The following is a 23,165-nucleotide window of genomic DNA, read 5'->3' as shown; positions in this document are numbered from 1 at the left end:
GGGCGTGATGGCGCCTTAAGCGGCGACGGCGGCCTTTACAGCGGCCGTGGCCTTGGCAACCGGCGCTTCGTAAGGCTTGTAGGTGTCCTTGGCGAGATCGACATACATTTCGCCAATCTTGGTGGCTTCGGCGACATAGCCTTCGTATGCGGTCTTCACGTAGCTGGTCTGCAGCTCGAAAGCGGCTTCGACGCTCTTGACGGTGCTGATCTTCTCGATGTGGGCAACGCTGTCCTCGAACGCCTTCTTGGAGTAGTCGGCAGCTTCTGTGGCGATTGCCTGGAAAGCCTTCGTCAACGACGCATAGCTTTTCAGCAACGTATCCATGTTCTCTTTGCTTTTCTTATTCGCATCTTCGAAATTGAACATCAGGCTGCTCCTTTTGTGACGCTCGTAATCACAATATTTTATGTGCACTGCACCATAAAGTCAATGTATACGTGCACCGCAATAAAACGCTTTGATTGCAACAGCTTGATGAAAGACGAGTAAATCTGACCGTTTACTGTCAAAAAAACAATCAAAAAGTATGATTTTATCAAAAAACCCGGCCTGAAGATCAGGGCCGGGTCAAATTCACGTGCTCAACCGAAGATGGCGTTTACAGGTCGATATCGAGAATTGCCATCGAGAAGCTGTAGGACAGCTCTCCATCTTCCTCATCGCGAAAGATCACGCCCAGAAACTCGTCGCCCAGGTAAACCTCGGCAGATTCATCCTTTTTCGGCCGCGCCTTGATGACTATTGCCTGGTTAAAAGTACGCTTGAAATAAGCTTCGAGCTTTTTGATTTCTTCGGGCTTCAAGTCTTTTCTCCATGACGGTTGATTTGCGCCGCTTTTCGCACAGCGGCTCAATCGATGTAAACCCCCGGCTGGCCGCCAAGTGGCCAGTCGCCGGTTCAGATCTCGAAGGAAACCAGCAGTTGATCCATCGAACGGGACGGTTCAGAGCAGCCGGCCTCACCGACGACTCGGGCGGGAACACCGGCGACCGTGGTCTTGGACGGAACTTCCTTGAGAACGACGGACCCTGCGGCCACTCTTGAGCAATTTCCGATGTGAATATTGCCGAGAATTTTTGCGCCGGCGCCGATCAACACGCCATTGCCGATCTTCGGATGACGGTCGCTGCCCTCCTTGCCGGTGCCGCCGAGCGTCACACCATGCAGAATGGAGACGTTATCGCCGATGACAGCCGTTTCGCCAACGACAAGCCCTGTCGCGTGATCAAGGAAAATGCCCTTGCCGATACGCGCCGCCGGATTGATGTCGGTCTGGAAAACCGACGAGGAACGGCTTTGCAGATAGAGCGCAAAATCGCGGCGCCCCCGGTTCATCAGCCAATGCGCCAGGCGATGGGTCTGGATGGCATGGAACCCCTTGAAATAAAGGATTGCCTCGAGAAAACGCGTGCAGGCCGGATCACGGTCGTAAACGGCCTGAATATCGACGCGAAGGATGCTGCCCCATTCCGGCCAGTCCTCGAGCATTTCCGAAAAGGTCTGACGCAGGAGATTGGCCTGAAGGTCGGGATGATCGAGCCGCTCACAAATTCGGTAGATGACGCTGTCTTCCAGCGAACGCTGATTGATGATGGTGGAATAGAGGAAAGCCGCAAGCAAGGGATCCTGCTGGGCAGCGATCCGTGCTTCCTCCTGCAGACTATCCCAGATCGGATCCATGATCTTCACGGTTTCGGTCGGGCGTATGTCAGTCCTGGCGACCATCGCCACTCTCCTTCGTAGTCCGTCTATGCGTCAGGTATAGGCCAAATCGCACTGGATATAAATGGCCGCCCCGAAATAGACGCTCAAAACGCTTATGCAGCGCTACGCTTGCCCGACCTTGGCCCAAAACTCAAGCGCCGCCTTCTTGAAGACCCTGTCGCCGACCGCAAGCATGTGGTCACGGCCGTGAATATCCAGCGCCACGGCATCGGGGATCAGGGCGGCCAGTTCCTGCGGCGAGCCGGCAATATCATCCTTGGTTCCGACGGCGATCAACACCGGCACATCGATGCGGCCCATGTCTTCGACAGTGAGCAGGTCGCGCGAGGTCGAGATACAGGCGGCCAGCGCCTTGCGGTCGCTTTTCGTCTGGTCGGCAAAAGCGCGAAACATCCGTCCCCGCTCATGGGTGACCACATCGAGAGACGGCGCGTTCAGCGCGTCGGCAATCGGATCCCAGTCGCCGACGCCGGTCACCATGCCGATACCAAGCCCACCGAGAACGAGCGAGCGCACGCGGTTCGGATGCGCCAGCGTCAGGAAAGTCGAAATGCGCGCACCCATCGAATAGCCCATCACATGGGCTTCGGCGATGCCGAGGTGATCGAGCAGCGCCACCGCATCGCCAGCCATCGCCGCGGGATGATAGACACTCGGATCATGCGGCTTGTCGCTGGCGCCATGGCCGCGATTGTCGAGTGCTATGACCCGGTATCCGGCATCGCCCAGCGTCTTCAGCCAACCCGGATAGACCCAGTTCACATTGGCGCTGGAAGCAAACCCGTGGATCAGCAGGACCGGATCGCCGGACGGATCGCCTTCGTCGAAATAGGCGATCGACAGGCCATCATGGGTGAAGGTGGAAAAGGCGGGCGGATTGAGATCCATGGCAAGCGTCCTGTTTTGAGCGAACCTATGACAGCGGCAGCGTGGGGAAAACCCCGGCCCGCCAAAAAACCCACAGGCGCGGCATCTTTGCCGCTACACTTTTGACGCAAAGCTTTCTATGGTGCGGCCAAATTCGACACTTCTTCTACACGACGGAGCATGACATGGCCGGGCACGGTATTCCCCACTTTCAAAACGATGGCGGCCACGCGGTGATCGAGGTCGGCGTCAAGGAGTTCATGTGCACGGGCGCATCCGTGCCCTTCGATCATCCGCACATCTATATCGACATGGGCGACGACAACGAAAAAGTCTGTTCCTACTGCTCGACGCTGTACCGGTACAATGCCAAGCTCCATGCGGATCAGACGGTCCCGGACGGCTGCACGTTCAATGCGAAGGCGGCCTGAGCGGCAAACGCTCCCGGCATGAACAGGCACCAGCCCGTTGCGATCGCCGGTGCCGGCATTGCCGGCCTGACGGCAGCCCTCAGTTTTGCCCGCAAAGGTATTTCCACTGAGATTTTCGAGCGGGCGGCCGTCCTCAGCGAGGCCGGCGCCGGGCTGCAGCTGTCGCCCAATGCGACACGTATAATGACGAAGCTCGGGCTTCTCCCACAACTGCAAAACGTGTGGAGCGAGCCGCAAGCGATCACTCTGGTCAGCGGCGTATCGCTGAAAACGATCGCATCCGTGCCATCCGGGGAATTCGCGCGCAATCGCTGGCGCGCGCCCTATGGTGTTCTCCACAGAGCCGACCTCCAGAAGACGCTGCTTGATGCCGTCAGCGCCAATCCGCTGTGCCGCCTTCATCTCGGCACGGAGATCGATGATGGCGACCAATACGATTTTACGAGCATGATCGGCAGCGAACCGCGCCTTTTGGTTGGAGCCGATGGAGTCTGGTCCAAAGTCAGGAAGCGGATAGAAGGTGCTGGAAAGGCGAGATTTTCGGGAAATATAGCCTGGCGCTTCACCCACGGTGAGGCTGAGGCTCCGGCTTTTTTCGACACAACCAAAGTCACCGCCTTTCTTGGCAGCGGCTCGCACCTTGTCGTCTACCCCCTGCAGCGCGCGCGCAGTTTCAACGTGGTGGCTATTACGAGCGGCGCCGATCCCGGAGAACCATGGGACAACACCCTGCCCAAGCAGGAAAACCGGCAGCGACTGTTCGAAGCCTTTTCCGGATGGCACCCTCAGATTGTCGAGATGCTGCGGCACGTTATTGAGCCGACGATCTGGCCACTCTACGAAGTGAATGACGGCGCCTGGAATCAGGGCGACGATATTGTTCTGATCGGCGACGCAGCCCATGCGATGATGCCGTTTGCCGCGCAGGGTGCCGCAATGGCGATCGAGGATGCGTTTGAGCTTGCGTCCTTCGTGGCCGATGGAAAGCCGCTGAGCGCCTTTGCCGATCACCGCAAAAGCCGTGTGGCGCGCGTCCGCTCCCGTGGCGCTTTCAATCGTTTTGCCTATCACGCCCGTGGCCCGGTGCGGCTCGGGCGTGATCTGGTGCTGTCGCTTCGGCGGCCGGAAAGCCTGGCCGCCGATTTCGACTGGCTCTACGGATACGAGCCGAAGGACTGACGATCAGACGGCCTTTGCCGCCGCAAACCCGGCTTCGATATCCTTGCGCAGGTCCGCCACATCCTCTAGCCCGATCTGCAACCGGATGACCGGACCTTCCGTCGGTGCCTTGCTGATTTTGCGGTCGGAAAGACCGACATGGACGGCCAGGCTCTCAAAGCCACCCCAGGACCAGCCGAGCCCGAAGATCGACAATGCGTCCAAGAAGGCATGCGCCTTTGCCTTGAACTGTTCCGGACCGTGGGCCTTCAGAACGAATGAGAAGATGCCGCTTGACCCGGTAAAATCGCGCTTCCACAGATCGTGGCCGGGAAAGCTTGGCAGCGCCGGGTGCAGCACACGGGCGACATCGTCGCGCTCTTCCAGCCAGCGGGCAATATTGAGCGTGCTTTCCTGATGGCGCTCGAGACGGATGCCCATTGTGCGCAGACCGCGCAAAATCTGATAACTGTCATCGGGTGCGCCGCACAGACCAAGGGCCCCATGCGCCTCCAGCAATGGCTCCCAATGGGCAGCATTGGCCGAGACGGTGCCCATCAGAATATCGGAATGACCGGACGGGTATTTGGTCGCAGCGTGGATCGAGATGTCAACGCCGTGATCCAACGGCTTGAAATAGAGCGGTGTCGCCCAGGTATTGTCCATCGTCACCACGCAACCGTGGCGATGCGCGACAGCAGAGATGCCGCGGATATCCTGCATTTCGAATGTGTTGGAGCCGGGTGCTTCGGTGTGAACGAGCTTGGTGTTCGGCTTGATCAGGCTTTCGATGCCGGCACCGACCATCGGGTCGTAATACTCGACGGTGACGCCGAGCCTTTTCAGCATCGTGTCGCAGAAATGCCGGGTCGGGAAATAGACCGAATCGACGATCAGCGCATGATCGCCGGCCGACAGAAAGGCCAGGAACGGCACGGCGACGGCGGCCAGCCCCGACGGCACGAGGACGGTACCTGCCGAGCCTTCCAGCGCATCTATAGCTTCGCACAACGCATCGGTCGTCGGCGTTCCGCGCGTTCCATAGGTGTATTTCTGCGACTTTGTTTCCATGGCTTTTGCATTTGGAAACAATACCGTAGACGCGTGCACCACAGGCGGATTGACGAAACCATGAAAGTCGGAGGGGGAGTTGCCGATATGCGACAGCCGGGTGTTCACGCCGGCGCCGGCAAGGAAATCATTCTTTTCAGTCATGGGATAGCGTCCGCTTGTAAAATTTCATGTCCGCAGACTTTTCGGCCCGCAGACCCGGGGGGTCAAGGGACTTCCGTTGCGGCACTCCGGCACGGGGGTGGAAAACTCAGTTTCTGGCAAATTTTTGAACAGAAAAGTGCACCAAACGATCAAAAGCTGCCTAAACATGCGGCGCAGTCAACGATTCTGGGAGACCAACCCGGAAAATCGGCAACGCGTCTTGACCCTGCGCGGTTTTGAGCATGAGATAGACGGTACTCGCGCCAGGAGGGTGGCGGGGGCCGTCGCTGCATCCAAGCGCAGCTGTGCGGGACAAGAACAAAGACAACAGAAAAAGGTTCTAAAATGGCTAGAAGAATTCTGACAGCGCTTATCGGCGCTGCCGTCATGGGGATTGGCGCCCAGGCCGCATCGGCAACGACACTCGGCGACGTTAAGGCGAAGGGGTTCCTTCAATGCGGCGTCAACACCGGCCTGACCGGCTTCGCCTCCCCGGATGCATCCGGCAATTGGAGCGGCTTCGACGTCGATTATTGCAAGGCAATTGCCGCTGCCATCTTCGGTGACGCTACCAAGGTGAAATACACCCCGACATCCGCCAAGGACCGCTTCCCGGCTTTGCAGTCCGGCGAAGTGGACGTATTGGCCCGTAACACCACCTGGACAATCAACCGCGATACAGCACTCGGCTTCAACTTCCGCGCCGTCAACTATTATGACGGCCAGGGTTTCATGGTGCGCAAGTCGCTGAACGTGAAGTCGGCGCTTGAACTGTCCGGCGCTGCCGTCTGCGTCCAGACCGGCACGACGACCGAACTGAACCTTGCCGACTACTTCAAGGCCAATAACCTGCAGTACAACCCGGTGGTCTTCGAAAAGCTCGAAGAAGTGAACGCTGCCTATGACGCCGGCCGCTGCGACGTTTACACGACCGACCAGTCGGGCCTGTACTCGCTGCGTTTGACGCTGGCTGCTCCGGATGATCACATCATCCTGCCGGAAATCATTTCCAAGGAGCCGCTTGGACCGGCCGTTCGTCAGGGCGACGACCAGTGGTTTGACATTGTCAGCTGGGTTCACTACGCGCTTGTCGGTGCTGAAGACTTCGGCATCACTTCGGCCAATGTCGAGGAAATGAAGAAGTCGACGAACCCGGACATCCAGCGCTTCCTTGGCGTTGAGGCGGACACCAAGATCGGTACCGACCTCGGCCTCGAAAACGATTGGGCCGTCAAGGTCATCAAGGCCGTCGGCAATTACGGCGAAGTGTTCGACCGCAATATCGGTACGGGCAGCCCGTTGAAGATCGAACGCGGCCTGAACGCGCTGTGGAGCAAGGGCGGCATCCAGTACGCACCGCCGGTGCGCTAAGACCATACGACAATCGGGAAAGCGGTTTCGGCCGCTTTCCCTCCCAAAAATAAGAATCGCTCGAAACAGGGCGATCAGGGGATTATGAGGCTCTGCATGACGATCGACGCCACGATTCCGCCCGGCAAGGACAAGCCGACCGGCTCAATTTTAAACGACCCCAAAGTTCGCGGCATCATCTACCAAGCCGTGACTCTGCTGTTGCTGATTGCTTTCATCTACTGGGTCGCCATGAACACCAGTGAAAACCTGAAGCGGGCCAACATCGCCTCCGGTTACGGCTTTCTCAACGGACGTGCCGGCTTTGATGTCGGCCAGTCGCTGATCGCGTATTCCAGTGACTCGACCTATGGCCGCGCGCTTGTGGTGGGCTTCTTCAACACCATCCTGGTCGCCGTTGCCGGCATCATCACCGCGACAATCATCGGCTTTCTGGTCGGTATCGGCCGGCTGTCGAAGAACTGGTTGATCGCCAAGCTGTCGATGGTCTATGTCGAAATATTCCGCAACATACCACCGCTCCTGGTGATTTTCTTCTGGTATTCGGGGGTTCTGGCAGTTCTGCCGCAGCCCAAGGAATCGCTGGCGCTGCCACTGGATATGTACATCAACAATCGTGGACTGGCCTTCCCGCGGCCGGTCTTCGACAGCGGTTCGCAGTTCATTCTTCTCGCCTTTGTCATCGCGGTCGTCGGCAGCTTTCTCTTTACCCGATATGCAAATAGGAAGCAGATGGAGACCGGGGAACGCCTGCCTGTGCTTTGGACGGTGCTTGGCCTGCTGATCGGCCTGCCCTTGCTCACCTATTTCGCAACCGGCATGCCGATTTCCTTCGATGTACCGGTCGCCGGCAAGTTCAACCTGACCGGCGGGTCCGTCATCGGCCCGGAATTCCTGTCGCTGTTCCTGGCGCTGTCGTTCTATACGGCATCCTTTATCGCCGAAATCGTCCGCGCCGGCATTCGCGGCGTCAGCCATGGCCAATCGGAAGCAGCCCACGCGCTCGGCATCCGGCCCGGCCTGACCACCCGTCTCGTCGTCGTGCCGCAGGCCATGCGGATCATCATCCCGCCACTGACCAGCCAATATCTCAACCTGACGAAAAACTCGTCTCTCGCCATCGCCATTGGTTATTCGGACCTGGTGTCGACCGGGGGGACAATCCTCAACCAGACCGGTCAGGCGATCGAAATCGTCAGTATCTGGATCGTCGTCTATCTGACGCTCAGCCTGTCGACATCGGCGATCATGAACTGGTTCAACGCCAAGATGGCACTGGTGGAGAGATAAGATCATGAACACACATCAGACCAACTTCGTCCGCACCAGCATGCTCGAACAATCGACACCGCCGGTGCTGGAGAAAGGCTATATCGCCTGGATCCGGAAAAACCTCCTGGCCACGCCGTTGGACGCGGTGCTGACGATCATCGCCATCCTCGCACTTGCCGCATTTCTGCCGCCTGCGATCAAATGGCTGTTCATCGACGCTTCCTGGACAGGCGGCGGGCGTGGCGTTTGCGCAACGGCCGCTCAAGGCGGCTCGCAACCGGAAGGCTGGAGTGGCGCCTGCTGGGCTTTTGTCGGCGCAAAATTCGACGTGTTCATGTTCGGGCGTTATCCGATCGATGAACGCTGGCGTCCAATGCTGGTGGGCGCCCTGTTCATAGCACTTCTGGTCCCGATCCTGATCCCGAAGGTTCCGTACAAGGGCCTCAACGCCATCCTGCTGTTCGGCGTTCTGCCCGTCCTGTCATTCTTTATCCTGATCGGCGGCGTTCTGGGCCTTCCCTATGTGGAAACTCCGCTCTGGGGCGGCCTGATGGTCACGCTGATCCTGTCCTTCGTCGGTATTGCGGTGTCTCTGCCGCTTGGCATCGTGCTGGCGCTCGGCCGGCGATCGACGATGCCGGTCATCCGCCTGCTCTGCACCGTCTTCATCGAGATCGTCCGCGGTATTCCGCTGATCACCGTGCTGTTCATGGCCAGCGTCATGCTGCCCTTGTTTCTGCCGCAGGGCATGACGGTCGACAAGTTCCTGAGGGCCGTGATCGGTGTCTCGCTGTTTGCCTCCGCCTATATGGCCGAAGTGGTGCGCGGCGGCCTGCAGGCCATTCCCAAGGGACAGGCGGAAGGTGCCGATTCTCTGGGCTTGAGCTACTGGCAGAAGATGCGGCTGATCATTCTGCCGCAAGCGCTGAAGCTGGTCATTCCCGGCATCGTCAACACATTCATCGGCCTGTTCAAGGACACGTCGCTGGTATCGATCATCGGCATGTTCGATCTGCTCGGCATCGTCCGGCAGAACTTCTCGGACGCCAACTGGGCATCGCCGGTGACGCCGCTGTCGGGTCTCGTGTTTGCCGGATTCACTTTCTGGCTTTTCTGCTTCGGCATGTCGCGCTATTCAGGGTTCATGGAACGAAAGCTCGACAAGGGCCACAAACGATAACGAGTGAGGGGAAATACAATGGCAGCTGAAGCCAAACCGCTAAAAATCGAAGTGTCGTCCACGGACGTCGCCGTCGAAATCGTCGGCATGAACAAGTGGTATGGAGACTTCCACGTTCTGCGCGATATCAATCTCAAGGTCATGCGCGGCGAGCGTATCGTTGTTGCCGGTCCGTCGGGTTCCGGCAAGTCGACGATGATCCGCTGCATCAACCGTCTGGAAGAGCACCAGAAGGGCAAGATCGCCGTTGACGGCATCGAGCTGACCAACGACCTGAAGAAGATCGACGAGGTGCGCCGCGAAGTCGGCATGGTGTTCCAGCACTTCAATCTCTTTCCGCACCTGACGATCCTGGAAAACTGCACGCTGGCGCCGATCTGGGTTCGCAAGATGCCGAAGAAGCAGGCCGAGGAAGTGGCCATGCACTTCCTCAAGCGCGTCAAGATCCCAGAACAGGCCCACAAATATCCGGGACAGCTCTCCGGCGGTCAGCAGCAGCGCGTGGCGATTGCCCGTTCGCTGTGCATGAACCCGCGCGTCATGCTGTTCGATGAGCCGACATCGGCGCTCGACCCGGAAATGATCAAGGAAGTGCTCGACACCATGGTCGGCCTTGCTGAAGAAGGCATGACGATGATCTGCGTCACCCATGAAATGGGCTTTGCCCGCCAGGTCGCCAACCGCGTGATCTTCATGGACCAGGGCCAGATCGTCGAACAGAACGAGCCGGCTGCATTCTTCGACAACCCGCAGCACGAGCGTACCAAGCTGTTCCTCAGCCAGATCCTGCACTGAGGCCAAGCGGTCTCCAGCATTGAATCAGAGAGGCCCGCGCGGCGTGTTCGTCGCGGGCCTTTCTGATTCAAAGGTTCTGCTCTTGCGACGATTACTCGACAGTATATTTCAACGTTCCCAACGACCAATGCACGCCGCGGTTTTCGGCATCGCCGGTCCAGGTCTTCTGGAGCTTGGCAATAATCCCGCTGATAGACTGGCGGGCATCGAGTTCGGCATTCAGGCCCTGCGCCGAGGGTGCAACGTCTTTCAGGTCCACCGCATCGCCAACGACGATGGCAACGAGCATATTCTCGCCATTGCCATCAGCCTCGAAATCGAAGCCGTAATAGTCGTCCGGTATGGTCAATGTCGAACCGGCCGACAGCGGCGTGATTTTCTGCGCCATATCGTTCGGGAAAATCTGCGTCGCTGTCCCTTCGCCGTTCACATCGAGAAGGACGAGATTTCCCGCATATTGGCTGGTGACCGAAATCTTGAAGGCTTTCCCCTTCCTCAGCTTCGAACCGGTATCCAGCGACACCGTAACCGCGCCAGAATCCGCCTTGCCGACGATGTCTCCGACCGCTCCGATGGGATCGCCATCGACATACGCCGGTGCACCGCCTGCCTCGACCTTGGCCTCCTGGTACACCGGCTCCGGCTTGTTTGAAGGTTGATGCGCCGCCTGTTCCACCCTGTCTGGCTCCGGCTTAGCGACGCTGGTTCCCAGCGCCTCCGGCACGCTTTCCAGCTGCGGATCGAGATTGTCGCAGCCTTCCAGCGTCGAACAATAGTCTTTCGATTTCCGGGTTACATATTCGAAAAGCTCGGCATTGCTGACGAGACCGTTGCCATTGGCGTCGGATTCCTTTGGTGTGTAGCCGGCTATGTAAGCCGAGGTGAAAACGCCGTGCCGCTCCTCGATCGGCAGGCGGACATCGTCCCACGCCACCTGGTAGGCTGCAGCGGCACTCCAGGCCGTCAGGCCGCCGGCCGTCAACTGCGCCGGTTTATCGACGACACCCAGATCGATACGCAATCCCCGCGTTGCTGGCTGCTTGGGCGTCTTGGCAAAGGGGCGCGGCAGATAGCGCGCACCATTCAAGCCTGACACCGCCTGCGGCGACAATGACCGCGAGATCGTGCCCGAATGACAGGCATCGATCACTAGCATCACCGCCCTGCCCTTCAACTTCTCCAGCACCGCTTCAAGATCGTCATCGAGGATGACGTTCATCCAGTCGTCGTCGCCGGCCCTGATGTCATAGGTCGAAATGGCCTCGTCCATTCCGTCCTCCTCATCGCCACTGACATCCTTGACCTGCAGACCGTGCCCGGAGAAATAGAGATAGACCCGGTCGCCCGGCGCGGTTCCGGCCACCAGCCATTCGTCCATCGAGGATAGCATCGCCTGCCGGGTGGCTTTTTCGTCCGTCAGGACCCGGATTGCTTCAGGTTTGAATTGCAGCGTCCCCGTCAGCAGCGCCTCGATTGCCTTCACATCGTTTTTCGGGCCATGCAGAAACATTTCTTCCGGCAGGTTTTCGTAAGTGCCGATACCAATCACCAGCGCCCGGTCTTCCGCCCTTGCCGCGCCAAGCGATGCCAAGCAACAGAGCGAGGCGATGGCAGTGGTTCGCAAAGCGGTCATCACAGTTTTTCCCGGGTATAGAGCGGCTGGATCGCCACGCTCGTATCGGTGCCGTCGATGCGGGTGGACAGAAGCTGCAACACGGCCGCCGCATCGACGCTTTTGCTGACCAAGGCCGCGCCAATCGCATCAATGGGTTCATTGGTGGAAATGACGATCAGATGGTCGGCGCCGAAGGGTTCCACGACCTGCAGATTGCTCAGCTTGAACTCGACACTCGTTGTACCCTCTGACTGGACGTCCAACAGCTGCACCTGGCCGGTATTGGCAAGATTGAACACCACCATGTTCTTGTAGCCTGACGCTGGGGCATCGAAGGAAATCTTGTCGCCAGCGGCATAGATGTCCTTCTGCGGCGTCAAGGAGACGGTGCCGGGGTTCTGGCTTGCCATCACTTTCAGAAAATCGAGCAGAATGAACTTGTTGACAACCGCTTGGATCATGCCGGCGTCGATATGCTCGCCGGCAACATCACCATTCGGCGTGTAGAAGATGCCGCTGGCGGCATCCCAGCGATAAGGTACGCCCGTTCCACCGGTATTGTCCGGCACGGTTTCCGAGCCATCGACAGACAGCGCCAGCTTGCCATCCCAGCCGGTTTCGCGAACGGATTGATAGGTCTTTTTCGCGCCCGGCTCAGTGGCAACCGCTGCACTCCGGGTCAGCGGCATGACCATTTCATCCTCGGACCGCGGCAGTTGCGGCGTAAAATTCGGAACCTGCAACGCCTCGGACTGGTTCTTCACATTGGCAAAGACATAATCCTCCAGCTCCACCCGCGACAAGCGGCCGTCACCATTGCGATCCGCCGATCCCTCCACGGCCCGGGCAAAACTCCAGCTCAGGGCACCGCGCGGCTCGCCGTCAATGATGACCTCGGGCGACGGCTGGCTTTCCAGCGAAGCGGCAAGCACCGTCACGTTGCGGAACTGCGCTTCCTTCACTTCAGCCCCCGACACCGCCTCTTCCGACGGCGGCGGCAGCTTGACCGTGACGGCCTGGGCAAGACGTGTCTTGCCGGAAAAGGACCGGCTCATGCCGCCGGAATGGCAACTGTCGGAGACGAACAGAACCTGCACCCCCTTGGCCTCGGCTTCGGAAAACCAGGCGTTCAACTCGTTATCGACGATGATCTCGTGATCGGTTTCCGCAGCCCGGCTGCGGTCGAAGCCCGGCAGTTGCAGGAACTCGTCGAGCCCATCGGCCTCATCACCGGCAACGAGCTCCGGCATCTGGGCACCGTGCCCTGCATAGGTGAAAATGATCGTATCGCCCTTGCCGGCGCTACCGACAAAATCGGTCCAGGCCGCGCGAATATCGTCCTTGCGGGCGGCGGCGTCAAAGAACGTCGCTATCTGATCGACGCCCGCCCGCCGCAGGGCGCTTTCCACGTCCTTGGCATCCTTGACGGCGCCATCCAGACTGATTTCGTAGGGATAGGCATCGACGCCGACGACAAGAGCAAAGGTCTTGGCCGATGCGGCAGCGAGCGGCGCTGCGGAAATCAGAAGAACAAGAGCCAGGCGGCGCAGCATCATTCAGTTCTCCACATCGACGTCGACGCGCCGGTTCATCTGGTTCAGCGTCTCCTCGTCATAGGCGCTGGCATCGTCCGCCCTGAACGGCTCGTCCTCACCCTTGCCAACCGTTTTCCATTGGCCTGCGTAGCCTTCGGCTACGAGATACCCGGCCAGAGCATCGGCGCGTTCCAGCGAAAGTATCCGATTGGCCTCAGCCGTGCCGACCGGATCCGTATGACCGGTCAGGGTAATCGTCTTTGGTTTGACCGATTTCAGGCACTCGGACAGGTCTTTCGCCGATTCCAATCCCTCCGGGGTAAACTCCGCCGTGCCGAAGACGTAGCGTACCGGCGTCGATTTTTTCTTCAGCGACACGCCGCGATAGCTGATCTTGCAGGCGCCGCGCACGGTAAGCTTCACCGGCTTGGGTGCGGCAAGCCGCATCTCGGTCGCCATATGATCGAGCCGCACGATGTAGGCTTCGTCCGGTGCCATCCACTGAGGCGTCAGCACCGCGTTGGCGGCATCCTCCAGTGCCAGCTGGTAGTAGCGCGCCGCAGTCTCATAGTCTCGGCGATCCCGGTTGATATCGCCGAGCGCGTCATAAACTTGCCAGGGTGCCGAATTGCTGGTGCGGATCGTCTCGAGCTCCTGCTCGAAATCCGCCAGACTGGCACCCTGCCCGACGGCACCGACGATCCGGTTGAAAGATGAAAGTGCCGCGACGCGATCGATCATCGCCTTGTCATCAGCCGTGCAGCCGGGCTTCGGCCTGCCGGCAATCTGTTTTGCCAGCGCCTCATTTCCGGCATTGGTGGCCTCAGCGACCTGCGCCAGCGCATCGCACGCAGCCGAAGCCGTTCCCGCAAGGAAAAATGCCAGCAGAGATGCCCCGGCCAAAACCTTCAATGTCATCACGCTGCCTTCCCATGCCATTCCAAAATAATACTTACACAGGCCCACGACATCTGGCAGCCGGCCTCTTCGCTATTGTCTGATCTCGAACGTCACGACCTGCAGGCCGCTGGCTCCGTTATCGTCCTCCGCCTTCTTGGCAAGGTTGATCGCCAATCCACGCGTCGGCGGCAGATGCGATTGCGCCACCAGTTGGCGCGCCCGCTCGACCGAGAGTTTCTGGTCTCCGAGCCCGCCTTCGCGGCAATAGGCGATCATCGTTTCGGCAGGTGCCGGCGTATCGAACGTCAAATTACCGGTGCCGGGTTGCGGGATCTGCCGCTTTTCGCCCGCCTGCAGCGTCGTGTTGCCGATCATTTCGTCCGGAATGACCTCGACATTGCCGGTCTCCTCAACATAGAGGATCTGCAACTCGCAAGCCTTGTTGGAGCTCAGCTCGAACGACAATTGATCGCCGACCTTCGCCGTGGTCGTCGCGACATGCAGCGCCAGTTCAAGCTTGTTGTAGTCGGCGGTCTGTTCCTGGCGATAGGCAGGGGTTGCCGCTGCGACTGTCGCAGGCTTGACGTAACCCTGCTGCGCCGTTTGACCGGCCACATCCGGGCTCTGGCTGGCCGCCGCCACATGCACCGCAGTCGTATCGAGCGGCTTCAACTGCATCAAGGGATCCAGCAGCAGCGGAAACTGCTGTTCGACTTCGGCGCGCGGAATGGTTCCGCCGGCTTCCAGCGTCGTCACCCAGTCGATGCCAAGCCGCAAGGTATCGACGTCCTCCACCCGCTTGATGGCGGAAGACAGCTCGGCCGGCGTCATGTCGAATTCCGCCGCCAGCGCGTCGAAATCGAGCTCGTCCTCATACTTGTCGCCAAAATAGGTGACGAGTTCGGCGTTGCCCGGTGCTTGCATGCTCTGGGCGCTGCCATCCGGCGTCGGTTCGGTCACTCCGAGCTTGACCAAAGCTTCGACAAACCGCTGCCGGTCCTTGTTATAGGCCGCGTCAAGCTCTTCCTGCGGTACATACATGTCGAGCAGGATGGCCTGCTGATCCTTGTTGAACAGCGTCGATGTCTGGATGTGTTCGCGCAGCTGGTCGCGCTTCGACAGGATGCCGTTGGCATGGCAATCGAAGCACGAGCGGGCGTTGATGATCTCGACGCCCTTGCCGATCGGCCGCTTGCGGAACGACACGATCGTCGTCGGTCCGACATCCAGCTGCTTGCCCGCCGCTGTCGACAGGTAATAGCCCTGCAGCCCGTTCGGCAGCGAGAAGATCATTTCGCCGCCGTCATGTTCGAACGCCGTCAGCCCGGCATCGAACGGCTCCAGTTCCTTTGGTCCCTGCGGAAACCGTTTCAACACCTGACGGCCGACATCGCCGCCGAAATCGTAGGATTTCCAATAATAACCGCCGAACGGCATCTCATGACGCTCCAGCATGCGGTTATGATCGGAAACACCCGATGAGCCGTCGGCAAACCCCGCACGCAGCACCTGGCGGCGGCGGATATTGTCGTCGACGTTGATCTGGAACCGCTGTTCCAGTTCGCGGATATGTGTCGGCAGCTTCATCAGCTGGTTGTAGATTTTTGGCTTGGCCGCATTGGCCATGAACCAATCGATACGCATGATCGGCAGGACGGTGTCGGTCTGCTTGGTCAGCGCCAGCAGCGAAGCGTCGCTGCCGGGATCGACACCGTAGAAATATTGCGAAATCAGGAAATTATAGTCGTCCGCCGACCATTGCAGATCGCGCAGATCGACCCGGACCATCAGTCCGTTGGTACCTTCCACTTCCTGTGGTAAGACCAGTTTCGGCCCGTAGGAGAGCGAGTTCAAGAGCTTTTTGAAGCCGCCGGCCAAAACGTCCATGCGCTTCATGAAGGTCTTGTCCTCCTCGCAGCCCATCATGGCATTGTATTGGTTGCGGTAAGAGAAATAGCGCATGTATTGGCGGTCGAGATCGTTGACCTTGGAAATGTCCTTCAACCCGGCCTCGATGAAATCGCGATAGGACAGCATGGGACGCGTGCGTTCGGGTTTGCTGGCCGCAGTCTGCGGCAGGTCCGATTGCTTGAGCGAATTGATCCAGTCCTCCAGGCTCTTGACCTCTTCAGCAGTCGGGCGCTTGCCAAGCGGCATGCGGCCGCTGGTCACCGAGGTGAACAAGCGGGACTTGGCGGCATCGCCCGGAACCACGAAGGCGGCGTCGGCCGCAATCGTGCTGAGGTCACCGGCCGGATAGGACCCTTGCGAGCTTTCGCCCGGGCCATGGCAATTGCGGCAATATTTGCCGATGAAAGCGTCGGCCTGCGTTGCCAGACCCGCATTGTCACCGGCAAGAGCCGAGGCGGGCGTGCTTTCCTTGCAGACGGCCGTTGCCGATTGCGCCACCGGCTGCGGCGGCTTGACCTCGCGGTCGGACAAAAAGGCATAGATCGCGGTGCGGTCCTTCTCGGTCAGCGCCGACAATCCGTGAGCGATCTCGCGCATAACCGGATCGGTCAGCGGTGCACCCGAGAGCTTCTTGCCTTCGTCGATCAGGCCGACGGTGAACACGTCTGGCGACGCGAGACCGGCCATCCGCGCCTTGGAAATATCCGGCGCAACCGCGCCTGTCAGGCCCTTCTCGCCGGTATAGGCGTTGTCCATGTCGAGCCCGTAGGTCGTCGTGCGCGGTGTGTGGCAATCGCCGCAGCCGCCGACGTTTTCGACAAGGTAGCGTCCGCGCTCCATCTGCGTTTCTTCGCGCGACTGATATTCCGGCACATTGAAATGACTGCGTTTCCACAGCGTAATGGTCGTCTGGCGGCTGTATGGAAAGGCGATCTCGTGTTCCTGCGACACGGCATCCGACGCGATCAGCGTGTCGATATGGGCCTTGATGTCGAGCACATCCTCCGGCTTCATGCCACCGTAGGACGTGTAGGGCATGACCGGATAGAGGTTGTTGCCCTCACGATCGATCCCCTGCATCACAGCATTGAGAAACTGGGCATTGGTCCAGCCGCCGATGCCATTGGCATGGGGCGAGATGTTCGGTGCATAGAATTTGCCGATCGCCGTATCCATCTCAAGTCCGCCGGACAGGACCTCGGTATTCCTGACCGATCCGTGGCAGGCGCCGCAGCCGGATGCGTTGAACAAATATTTGCCGTTGTCGGTATCCGCCTTGTAGGTCGCATAGGCATCGTCAGCAAAGGCATCGCGGGCCGATGCCGCAGCCGGACACTGGGTCAATGCCAGAACGGTCGCTGCCACCGCCAGGACGGAGCGCGGCAGGCTCAGGCTAGGGATGATTTTCCCAAACAATTGATCGAACATGCGCATGGCTTGTTCTCCTTGCTTTCTCAAACGATAAATAGGCAATGCGTTACCGGAACTCGAACTGCTCGAACTCGACCCGTTTGGGTTTCTTGCCGAGGTCCTTCAGTCCCTTTTCAATGGCTTTTCTCAACAATGGCGGACCACAGAACCATAGGTCTGCACCGGCGGGATCGACAGCGCTCGATGCCGCGAGCTTTGCCGCGTCGAGCCGTCCGTCGATTTTGGAATCATGCAAAGTGAAACTGAAATTCGATAGCTTTTCCGCTTGCGTTTCGAACGTGTCGAGGCCGATGGCCTCGCTGCGATCGCGTACGCAATAGACAAGGTGAATATCCTGGCCTTCATCACCCTTCAGGCGCCCCGCCATCGCCAGAAACGGCGTGACACCAATGCCGCCAGCCAGCCATATCTGTTTCTTGCCGCCCCGGCGATGGTTGAAATGACCATAGCCGCCCTCGAGCTTCAGGCGGTCGCCGATAGCGATGCCATCGCGGAGCGCTTTGGTATAATCGCCCAGAGGCTTGATCGCGAAGCGGACCACGCCATCGTCATCCATGCCGGCAATCGTAAAGGGATGCGGTTCGCGCAGGCCCGGCTTGCTGACCCGGAAAAACCCGAACTGGCCAGGTTTGGCGCGCAACGGCCGCCGTACAGGCCGGGCCGAAATGATCGTCGCTCCTTCGTGGCGCGTCACGTCGAAGACCTCGTAGGTCCGGGTGCGCAACCAGGGGAAAAGCTGGGTGTAGATATAGCTCAGCGTCCCGATCATCGCGAAAATGTTGAGATAGGTCGCCAGCATCGCGGTGCCGTCATAGGGCCGCTTGATGAACGTCTGGTGGAAGGCGACCATGATGAACAGCAAGCCGATGAACCGGTGCGTCAGGCGCCAGAAATGGTAGGGTATCTCGATCTTGGTTTTCGGGATGATCTTGACGATGCTGAGCACCAGCAGCACCACGAGAGCATAGAAGGCGTATTCCCCCGCCTGCGCCGCCAGCTTGTTCAGCCCGCCGGTCAGCGACAGCCCCTTGAAATCCGGTGTGATGAAATAGTGCACGAGGATCAGCACGAGGACCGTGATGCCGACCCTGCGATGCGTCTGGTAAATCCGGTCGAGCCCGCTAAAAAGGCGCTCGACGAACGGCGGGCGGGTTGCCATGAGCAGTGCCAGCGCCATGCCGGTAAAAGCCATCGACGACGCCATCAAAGAAAACGTGGTGCCCGCATTGGTGTGACTGACCGCGGGGATGGCCAGAAGCCCCGCAAATCCCATCAGCGACCATACCAGAACAGCACCCGCGCTCACGCAATATCCCCCACCATTCCGCAGCAGCGGAGCCCCGAAGGCAAGACTGGCAAGGCCCTGAAGCTTCGTCAACTGCTATTGTAGAACATACGATTTTGCGCCGGGCTTTATTCGCCGCATTCGGGCTTCCGCGGTTGCGGAAATCTCGCCCGGAGTGGACCGGCGAAACTCCGCCCCGCTATCTCGGTTCAGACTCCAGCTCGATTTCATGATATATCAGGCTGCTTGCCATCTGTTTCGAACTGTGCCAATCTCTGATATATCAGGATCTGGAAAATATGGCGGGATCATCATCGCGGGCACATCTGGCTTATCTGGCGCTGGAAAGCCTCATTGTTACGCTCAAGCTAAAGCCGGGATCGCTGGTCACGGAAAAGCAGTTGATCGATCTCACCGGTCACGGGCGCACGCCGGTGCGCGAGGCGATCCAGAAGCTGGAATGGCAGGGCCTAATCACGGTACGCGCGCGCGTTGGCCTGCAGATCACGCTGATCAAGCCGGACGATCATGCGAATGTCATGCAGGTGCGGCGTAAGCTGGAGCCGCTCGCTGCCGCGCTTGTGGCCAAGCACGCCAATGCCGAGGCGCGGGCATCGATGATCGAATGCGCGCAGACGATGACGGCCTGCTCGATCAATGCGGATATGGAAGGGTTTCTGGCTGCCGATAAGGCCTTCGACGAAATCATGGAGTCCGCCTGCCCCAACATCTTCCTCACATCAACGCTGGCCCCGCTGCAAACCCATGCCCGCCGGCTCTGGTTCAGCGCCGCCTCGACGCAGCGCATGGACCGGGCTGTCGATCTGCATGTCAAGGTCATCCGCGCCATTCATCAGACCGATCCGAAGGCTGCGGCGATCGCCATGGAAAATCTGATGGACTATCTGGGCGAAGTATAAACGCCCTGCATGCAGACTTTATTGCCAACAAAAAAGGCGGCTCGCACGCCGCCCTTTTCACACGTTTATCGAAACGTCGGCCTTAGCCAACGAAGGCGCGTTCGATGACGAACTCGCCCGGCTTGTTGTTGGCACCTTCGTGCAACCCGGCCGCTTCGAGAATTTCCTTGGTTTCCTTCAGCATCTCGGTCGAGCCGCAGATCATGCCGCGATCCACCGCCGGGTCAAAAGCCGGAAGGCTAAGGTCTCGGAACATCTTGCCGTCGCGCATCAGGTTGGTGATGCGGCCCTTGAACGGATAATCCTCGCGGGTGACCGTCGCATAATGGCGCAGCTTGTCGCCGACCAGTTCGGAAAGGAACTCGTGGTTGCGGATTTCCTCGATCAGGTCAAAACCGTATTTCAGCTCGGCCACATCGCGGGTCGTGTGGGTGAGGATGACCTCCTCGAACTTCTCGAAGGTTTCCGGATCGCGGATCAGGCTGGCAAACGGTGCGATGCCGGTCCCGGTCGAAAACATATAGAGGCGCTTGCCGGGCGTCAGTGCGTCAAGCACTAGCGTGCCGGTCGGCTTCTTGCGCATCAGCACCTGATCACCGGGCTTGATGCTCTGCAGATGCGAGGTCAGCGGGCCATCCGGCACCTTGATCGAGAAGAATTCAAGCTCTTCGTCCCAGGCCGGGCTTGCGATCGAATAGGCGCGATAAATCGGCTTGCCATCGACCATCAGGCCGATCATGGCAAATTCACCCGAGCGGAACCGGAATTCGGTCGGACGCGTCATTCGGAAGCTGAACAGCCGGTCCGTGTAATGCGTGACCTTCGTTACCGTTTCAGCGAACACGCCCGCAGGCACGGTTGCGGCAAATTCTTCGATCTTGGCAGGAGCATTCATTTCGGCGACAGGTCCTGTAATGATGAGTAATCTTTTCAGGTATCAGCTGATAGTCCAACAGGCGCTGGTTTGGAAGCAATTCCGTTCCAATTATAGCGCCTTTTGCAGATTGATGCGTGCTTCAGTATGTCGCGGCTTCAGGAAACCCGGCGCCAGCTGTAGGATTTCGCATCCGCCGACGGTTTTGCCGTCGGCTGATAGTGATTATCGATTCCCGGCAGCCGGCCTTCGGACAGACGCTTCAGAGCCGTTTCATTGCTGACGGCGAAACTGTCGACACCACAGCGCAGCATCAGCGGCACCTGGTCGATCAGCACATCGCCCACAGCGCGGATTTCCTTGCCGTAGTGAAGACGAACGCGCAGCAGCGACGCATGGCTGAACGCCCGGCCGTCGTTGAACGCCGGGAAAGCCACCGCAATCAGCGACACCTGCTCCAGAAACGGCTGCAATCGCGTCACGTCGTCGGCGGGGTTGATCAAAACGCCGAGCCCGCTGTCACCGGACGATGCTTTTTCAATGAAGGCATCGATCCCGAGAATGGCTTTCTCGTTCGAGCCGGCCTTGGTTTCATCGGTTTCGACGACCCAGGGATCGTCGGTCACGAAGCCGGTTTCTTTCCAGATCTGTGTCATATGCTTGTCCTTGAACCTCAGGCCGCTTCCTGGGCATTGCCGCCGTAGAGCGCATCCTTGAAAGGCTGTGGCCCAACCCGGCGATAGGCGTCGAGGAAGATTTCCGACGCATCCTTGCGCAGACCGAGATAGGTGTTGACGATCGTCTCGATCGCGTCCGTGACCTTTTCGGGCTCGAACCCGCGGCCGATGATCTCGCCGATCGAGGTGTTCTCGTCGCCGGAACCGCCAAGCGTGATCTGGTAGAGCTCGGCGCCCTTCTTTTCCACACCCAACAGGCCGATATGGCCGACATGATGGTGACCGCAGGCATTGATGCAGCCGGAAATCTTGATCTTCAGCTCGCCGATTTCGGCCTGCCGCTCCGGATTGCCGAAGCGCGTCGAGATTTCCTGCGAAAGCGGGATCGAGCGCGCATTGGCCAGCGCGCAGTAATCCAAGCCGGGACAGGCAATGATATCGGTGATCAGACCGGCGTTGGCAGTCGCCAGACCGATCGAAACCAGACCGCGATAAAGCGCTTCCAGATCGGCCAGCGCCACATGCGGTAGGATGATATTCTGCTCATGGCTGATGCGGATCTCGTCGAAGGCGTATTCCTGCGCCAGATCGGCAATCGCATCCATCTGGCTATCGCTGGCATCCCCCGGAATGCCGCCAATCGGCTTCAGTGATACCGTCACCATGCCATAGTCCGGATGCTTGTGCGGCTGGACGTTTTGCTGCACCCAGCGGGCAAATTCCGGATCGGCCTTCTTCCACCCGGCCAGATTGGCCCAGCCTTCAGGACGATCGTTCAGCGGCGGCAGCGTGAAATAGCCGGTGATCGCCTGGATATCGGCGTCGGGCAGTTTCAGCTCGGTGTTTTTCAGCTGCAGGAATTCCTGCTCGACCTGCCCGGTGAGATTTTCCACACCGGTTTCGTGCACGAGGATCTTGATGCGCGCCTTGTACTTGTTGTCGCGGCGGCCGTGCAGGTTATACACGCGCATGACCGCTGTCGTGTAGGACAACAGATCCTCTTCCGGCAGGAAGTCGCGGATCTTCTTGGCGATCATCGGCGTGCGCCCCTGCCCGCCGCCGACATAGACGGCAAAGCCGATCTCGCCCTTGTCGTTCTTCTTCAGATGAAGCCCGATGTCGTGGACCTGAATGGCCGCACGGTCACGCTCGGCGCCGGTGACGGCGATCTTGAACTTGCGCGGCAGGAAGGAGAATTCCGGATGAACGGACGACCACTGGCGCAGGATTTCGGCATAAGGGCGCGGATCGGCGACTTCGTCGGCAGCGGCACCGGCAAAATGGTCGGCGGTGACGTTGCGAATACAGTTGCCCGATGTCTGGATGGCATGCATCTCGACCGAGGCGAGCTCCGCCAGGATATCCGGCGTGTCCGACAGTTTCGGCCAGTTGTACTGGATGTTCTGGCGCGTGGTGAAATGGCCATAGCCACGATCGTATTTGCGGGCGATATGGGCAAGCATGCGCATCTGGTTGCTGTTCAGCGTGCCATAGGGAATGGCGACGCGCAGCATGTAGGCGTGAAGCTGGAGATAGACGCCATTCATCAGCCGCAGCGGCTTGAAGGCATCTTCGGCAAGCTCGCCAGACAGGCGGCGTGTCACCTGATCACGAAACTGGGCGACACGGTCGGCAACAAAGGCATGGTCGAATTCGTCGTAACGGTACATCGGTCTTCTTTTCCTTAAGCCGCGTGCACGGGGCCGGTCAGGCCCTTGTATCCCGGCGCATAATCGATCGTCGGGCCTTCGGCGCGAACGCGCTCGCGCAGACGCAAGGGCCGCAGCACGCCGTCCACTTCTTCAATATCAATGACATTCACGTCAACCACCTTGTTGTCGGCAAAGGCGGCCTTGCCGGTCGCTTCGAGAGCGGTGACGGCTTCGGCATGGCGGGCGACAAACGCATCCTGCAGCGATTCCACCCAGTGGCCCGAGGCATCGAGCCAGACGGAAATGCCGTCGGACAGGCGGTTTGCGGTCAATACCTTGTCGGCCATG

At 59.2% G+C, this 23,165-nt stretch carries 21 protein-coding genes; 7 read left to right on the top strand and 14 right to left on the bottom strand.

Annotated features, from left to right (window positions below; genetic code table 11):
• Positions 1-15: 15 nt before the first annotated feature.
• The 4 genes from ACP7BS_RS11935 to ACP7BS_RS11920 form a co-directional block, all read right to left on the bottom strand.
• Positions 16-369 carry a phasin family protein gene (locus ACP7BS_RS11935; RefSeq protein ID WP_426238283.1) on the bottom strand — a complete coding sequence of 118 codons (354 nt, stop codon included), beginning with the start codon at positions 367-369 and terminating at the stop codon, positions 16-18.
• A 232-nt stretch (positions 370-601) separates the two neighbouring features.
• Entirely contained in the window at positions 602-805 is a 204-nt protein-coding gene (locus ACP7BS_RS11930) for a DUF3126 family protein (RefSeq protein WP_426230185.1), read from the bottom strand.
• A 95-nt stretch (positions 806-900) separates the two neighbouring features.
• Entirely contained in the window at positions 901-1,728 is an 828-nt protein-coding gene (gene cysE / locus ACP7BS_RS11925; RefSeq protein ID WP_426126172.1) for a serine O-acetyltransferase, read from the bottom strand.
• Between the two features lie 102 nt (positions 1,729-1,830).
• Complete coding sequence (locus tag ACP7BS_RS11920) at positions 1,831-2,616, bottom strand: alpha/beta fold hydrolase (protein WP_426238282.1); 786 nt, start codon at positions 2,614-2,616, stop codon at positions 1,831-1,833.
• Between the two features lie 164 nt (positions 2,617-2,780).
• On the opposite strand from ACP7BS_RS11920, the gene ACP7BS_RS11915 reads away from it, so the two are divergent.
• Both ACP7BS_RS11915 and ACP7BS_RS11910 read left to right on the top strand, forming a co-directional pair.
• Positions 2,781-3,026, top strand: a complete 246-nt coding sequence (locus tag ACP7BS_RS11915; protein WP_037100916.1) for a zinc-finger domain-containing protein — start codon at positions 2,781-2,783, stop codon at positions 3,024-3,026.
• Positions 3,027-3,044: 18 nt separating this feature from the next.
• Positions 3,045-4,205, top strand: a complete 1,161-nt coding sequence (locus ACP7BS_RS11910; RefSeq protein WP_426238281.1) for an FAD-dependent monooxygenase — start codon at positions 3,045-3,047, stop codon at positions 4,203-4,205.
• 3 nt (positions 4,206-4,208) lie between these two features.
• On the opposite strand, the gene ACP7BS_RS11905 is transcribed toward ACP7BS_RS11910, so the two are convergent.
• Positions 4,209-5,399 carry a cystathionine beta-lyase gene (locus ACP7BS_RS11905; protein WP_426238280.1) on the bottom strand — a complete coding sequence of 397 codons (1,191 nt, stop codon included), beginning with the start codon at positions 5,397-5,399 and terminating at the stop codon, positions 4,209-4,211.
• A gap of 345 nt (positions 5,400-5,744) precedes the next feature.
• Here ACP7BS_RS11905 and ACP7BS_RS11900 point away from each other — a divergent pair, with 345 nt between their 5' ends.
• The 4 genes from ACP7BS_RS11900 (at position 5,745) to ACP7BS_RS11885 (ending at position 10,017) form a co-directional block, all read left to right on the top strand.
• The gene (locus tag ACP7BS_RS11900) at positions 5,745-6,770 is read left to right on the top strand and encodes an amino acid ABC transporter substrate-binding protein (protein WP_426238279.1); all 1,026 of its coding nucleotides are present in this window, start codon (positions 5,745-5,747) and stop codon (positions 6,768-6,770) included.
• 96 nt (positions 6,771-6,866) lie between these two features.
• Entirely contained in the window at positions 6,867-8,060 is a 1,194-nt protein-coding gene (locus tag ACP7BS_RS11895) for an amino acid ABC transporter permease (RefSeq protein WP_426230180.1), read from the top strand.
• Positions 8,061-8,064: 4 nt separating this feature from the next.
• Positions 8,065-9,222, top strand: a complete 1,158-nt coding sequence (locus ACP7BS_RS11890) for an amino acid ABC transporter permease (protein ID WP_426238278.1) — start codon at positions 8,065-8,067, stop codon at positions 9,220-9,222.
• An 18-nt stretch (positions 9,223-9,240) separates the two neighbouring features.
• Positions 9,241-10,017, top strand: a complete 777-nt coding sequence (locus tag ACP7BS_RS11885) for an amino acid ABC transporter ATP-binding protein (protein WP_113243548.1) — start codon at positions 9,241-9,243, stop codon at positions 10,015-10,017.
• Between the two features lie 91 nt (positions 10,018-10,108).
• Here the strand turns inward: ACP7BS_RS11885 and ACP7BS_RS11880 are convergent, their stop codons facing one another.
• The 5 genes from ACP7BS_RS11880 to ACP7BS_RS11860 form a co-directional block, all read right to left on the bottom strand.
• Positions 10,109-11,650 (bottom strand): caspase family protein, encoded by a 1,542-nt coding sequence (locus ACP7BS_RS11880; RefSeq protein WP_426238277.1) that lies wholly within the window; start codon positions 11,648-11,650, stop codon positions 10,109-10,111.
• Positions 11,650-13,188 (bottom strand): caspase family protein, encoded by a 1,539-nt coding sequence (locus tag ACP7BS_RS11875; RefSeq protein WP_426238276.1) that lies wholly within the window; start codon positions 13,186-13,188, stop codon positions 11,650-11,652. Before ACP7BS_RS11875 ends, ACP7BS_RS11880 begins: the two co-directional genes overlap by 1 nt.
• Positions 13,189-14,085, bottom strand: a complete 897-nt coding sequence (locus ACP7BS_RS11870) for an OmpA family protein (RefSeq protein WP_426238275.1) — start codon at positions 14,083-14,085, stop codon at positions 13,189-13,191. It lies immediately after the preceding gene.
• 72 nt (positions 14,086-14,157) lie between these two features.
• Positions 14,158-17,412: a c-type cytochrome gene (locus ACP7BS_RS11865; RefSeq protein ID WP_426238274.1), complete on the bottom strand. Its 3,255-nt coding sequence runs from the start codon at positions 17,410-17,412 to the stop codon at positions 14,158-14,160.
• Positions 17,413-17,455: 43 nt separating this feature from the next.
• Complete coding sequence (locus tag ACP7BS_RS11860; protein WP_426238273.1) at positions 17,456-18,715, bottom strand: ferredoxin reductase family protein; 1,260 nt, start codon at positions 18,713-18,715, stop codon at positions 17,456-17,458.
• 278 nt (positions 18,716-18,993) lie between these two features.
• Between ACP7BS_RS11860 and ACP7BS_RS11855 the strand changes: the two genes are divergently transcribed.
• Complete coding sequence (locus ACP7BS_RS11855) at positions 18,994-19,614, top strand: GntR family transcriptional regulator (protein ID WP_426238272.1); 621 nt, start codon at positions 18,994-18,996, stop codon at positions 19,612-19,614.
• 82 nt (positions 19,615-19,696) lie between these two features.
• On the opposite strand, the gene ACP7BS_RS11850 is transcribed toward ACP7BS_RS11855, so the two are convergent.
• The 4 genes from ACP7BS_RS11850 to ACP7BS_RS11835 form a co-directional block, all read right to left on the bottom strand.
• Positions 19,697-20,509 (bottom strand): ferredoxin--NADP reductase, encoded by an 813-nt coding sequence (locus ACP7BS_RS11850; protein WP_426238271.1) that lies wholly within the window; start codon positions 20,507-20,509, stop codon positions 19,697-19,699.
• 137 nt (positions 20,510-20,646) lie between these two features.
• Positions 20,647-21,144, bottom strand: a complete 498-nt coding sequence (locus ACP7BS_RS11845; RefSeq protein ID WP_426230171.1) for a DUF934 domain-containing protein — start codon at positions 21,142-21,144, stop codon at positions 20,647-20,649.
• Between the two features lie 17 nt (positions 21,145-21,161).
• A complete protein-coding gene (locus ACP7BS_RS11840; protein WP_426238270.1) occupies positions 21,162-22,835 on the bottom strand; it encodes a nitrite/sulfite reductase in 1,674 nt (557 codons plus the stop codon).
• Between the two features lie 14 nt (positions 22,836-22,849).
• Positions 22,850-23,164 carry a DUF2849 domain-containing protein gene (locus ACP7BS_RS11835; RefSeq protein WP_426230169.1) on the bottom strand — a complete coding sequence of 105 codons (315 nt, stop codon included), beginning with the start codon at positions 23,162-23,164 and terminating at the stop codon, positions 22,850-22,852.
• Position 23,165 lies beyond the last annotated feature (1 nt).

This window comes from Pararhizobium sp. DWP1-1-3 (genome assembly GCF_049896125.1).
In the GTDB taxonomy this organism is placed as follows: Bacteria; Pseudomonadota; Alphaproteobacteria; order Rhizobiales; family Rhizobiaceae; genus Pararhizobium.
The sequence above is the reverse complement of the archived record's forward strand: the minus strand, read 5'-3'. Positions and strand labels throughout refer to the sequence as shown.

Bases quoted from the DNA above. Each gene is read 5' to 3' on its own strand.
- ACP7BS_RS11845 (WP_426230171.1), bottom strand. From the start codon at position 21,144: ATGACACAGATCTGGAAAGAAACCGGCTTCGTGACCGACGATCCCTGG.
- ACP7BS_RS11835 (WP_426230169.1), bottom strand. From the start codon at position 23,164: ATGGCCGACAAGGTATTGACCGCAAACCGCCTGTCCGACGGCATTTCC.
- cysE (WP_426126172.1), bottom strand. From the start codon at position 1,728: ATGGTCGCCAGGACTGACATACGCCCGACCGAAACCGTGAAGATCATG.
- ACP7BS_RS11865 (WP_426238274.1), bottom strand. From the start codon at position 17,412: ATGCGCATGTTCGATCAATTGTTTGGGAAAATCATCCCTAGCCTGAGC.
- ACP7BS_RS11915 (WP_037100916.1), top strand. From the start codon at position 2,781: ATGGCCGGGCACGGTATTCCCCACTTTCAAAACGATGGCGGCCACGCG.
- ACP7BS_RS11840 (WP_426238270.1), bottom strand. From the start codon at position 22,835: ATGTACCGTTACGACGAATTCGACCATGCCTTTGTTGCCGACCGTGTC.
- ACP7BS_RS11870 (WP_426238275.1), bottom strand. From the start codon at position 14,085: ATGACATTGAAGGTTTTGGCCGGGGCATCTCTGCTGGCATTTTTCCTT.
- ACP7BS_RS11920 (WP_426238282.1), bottom strand. From the start codon at position 2,616: ATGGATCTCAATCCGCCCGCCTTTTCCACCTTCACCCATGATGGCCTG.
- ACP7BS_RS11890 (WP_426238278.1), top strand. From the start codon at position 8,065: ATGAACACACATCAGACCAACTTCGTCCGCACCAGCATGCTCGAACAA.
- ACP7BS_RS11880 (WP_426238277.1), bottom strand. From the start codon at position 11,650: ATGACCGCTTTGCGAACCACTGCCATCGCCTCGCTCTGTTGCTTGGCA.
- ACP7BS_RS11855 (WP_426238272.1), top strand. From the start codon at position 18,994: ATGGCGGGATCATCATCGCGGGCACATCTGGCTTATCTGGCGCTGGAA.
- ACP7BS_RS11850 (WP_426238271.1), bottom strand. From the start codon at position 20,509: ATGAATGCTCCTGCCAAGATCGAAGAATTTGCCGCAACCGTGCCTGCG.
- ACP7BS_RS11910 (WP_426238281.1), top strand. From the start codon at position 3,045: ATGAACAGGCACCAGCCCGTTGCGATCGCCGGTGCCGGCATTGCCGGC.
- ACP7BS_RS11905 (WP_426238280.1), bottom strand. From the start codon at position 5,399: ATGACTGAAAAGAATGATTTCCTTGCCGGCGCCGGCGTGAACACCCGG.
- ACP7BS_RS11935 (WP_426238283.1), bottom strand. From the start codon at position 369: ATGTTCAATTTCGAAGATGCGAATAAGAAAAGCAAAGAGAACATGGAT.
- ACP7BS_RS11885 (WP_113243548.1), top strand. From the start codon at position 9,241: ATGGCAGCTGAAGCCAAACCGCTAAAAATCGAAGTGTCGTCCACGGAC.
- ACP7BS_RS11895 (WP_426230180.1), top strand. From the start codon at position 6,867: ATGACGATCGACGCCACGATTCCGCCCGGCAAGGACAAGCCGACCGGC.
- ACP7BS_RS11900 (WP_426238279.1), top strand. From the start codon at position 5,745: ATGGCTAGAAGAATTCTGACAGCGCTTATCGGCGCTGCCGTCATGGGG.
- ACP7BS_RS11875 (WP_426238276.1), bottom strand. From the start codon at position 13,188: ATGATGCTGCGCCGCCTGGCTCTTGTTCTTCTGATTTCCGCAGCGCCG.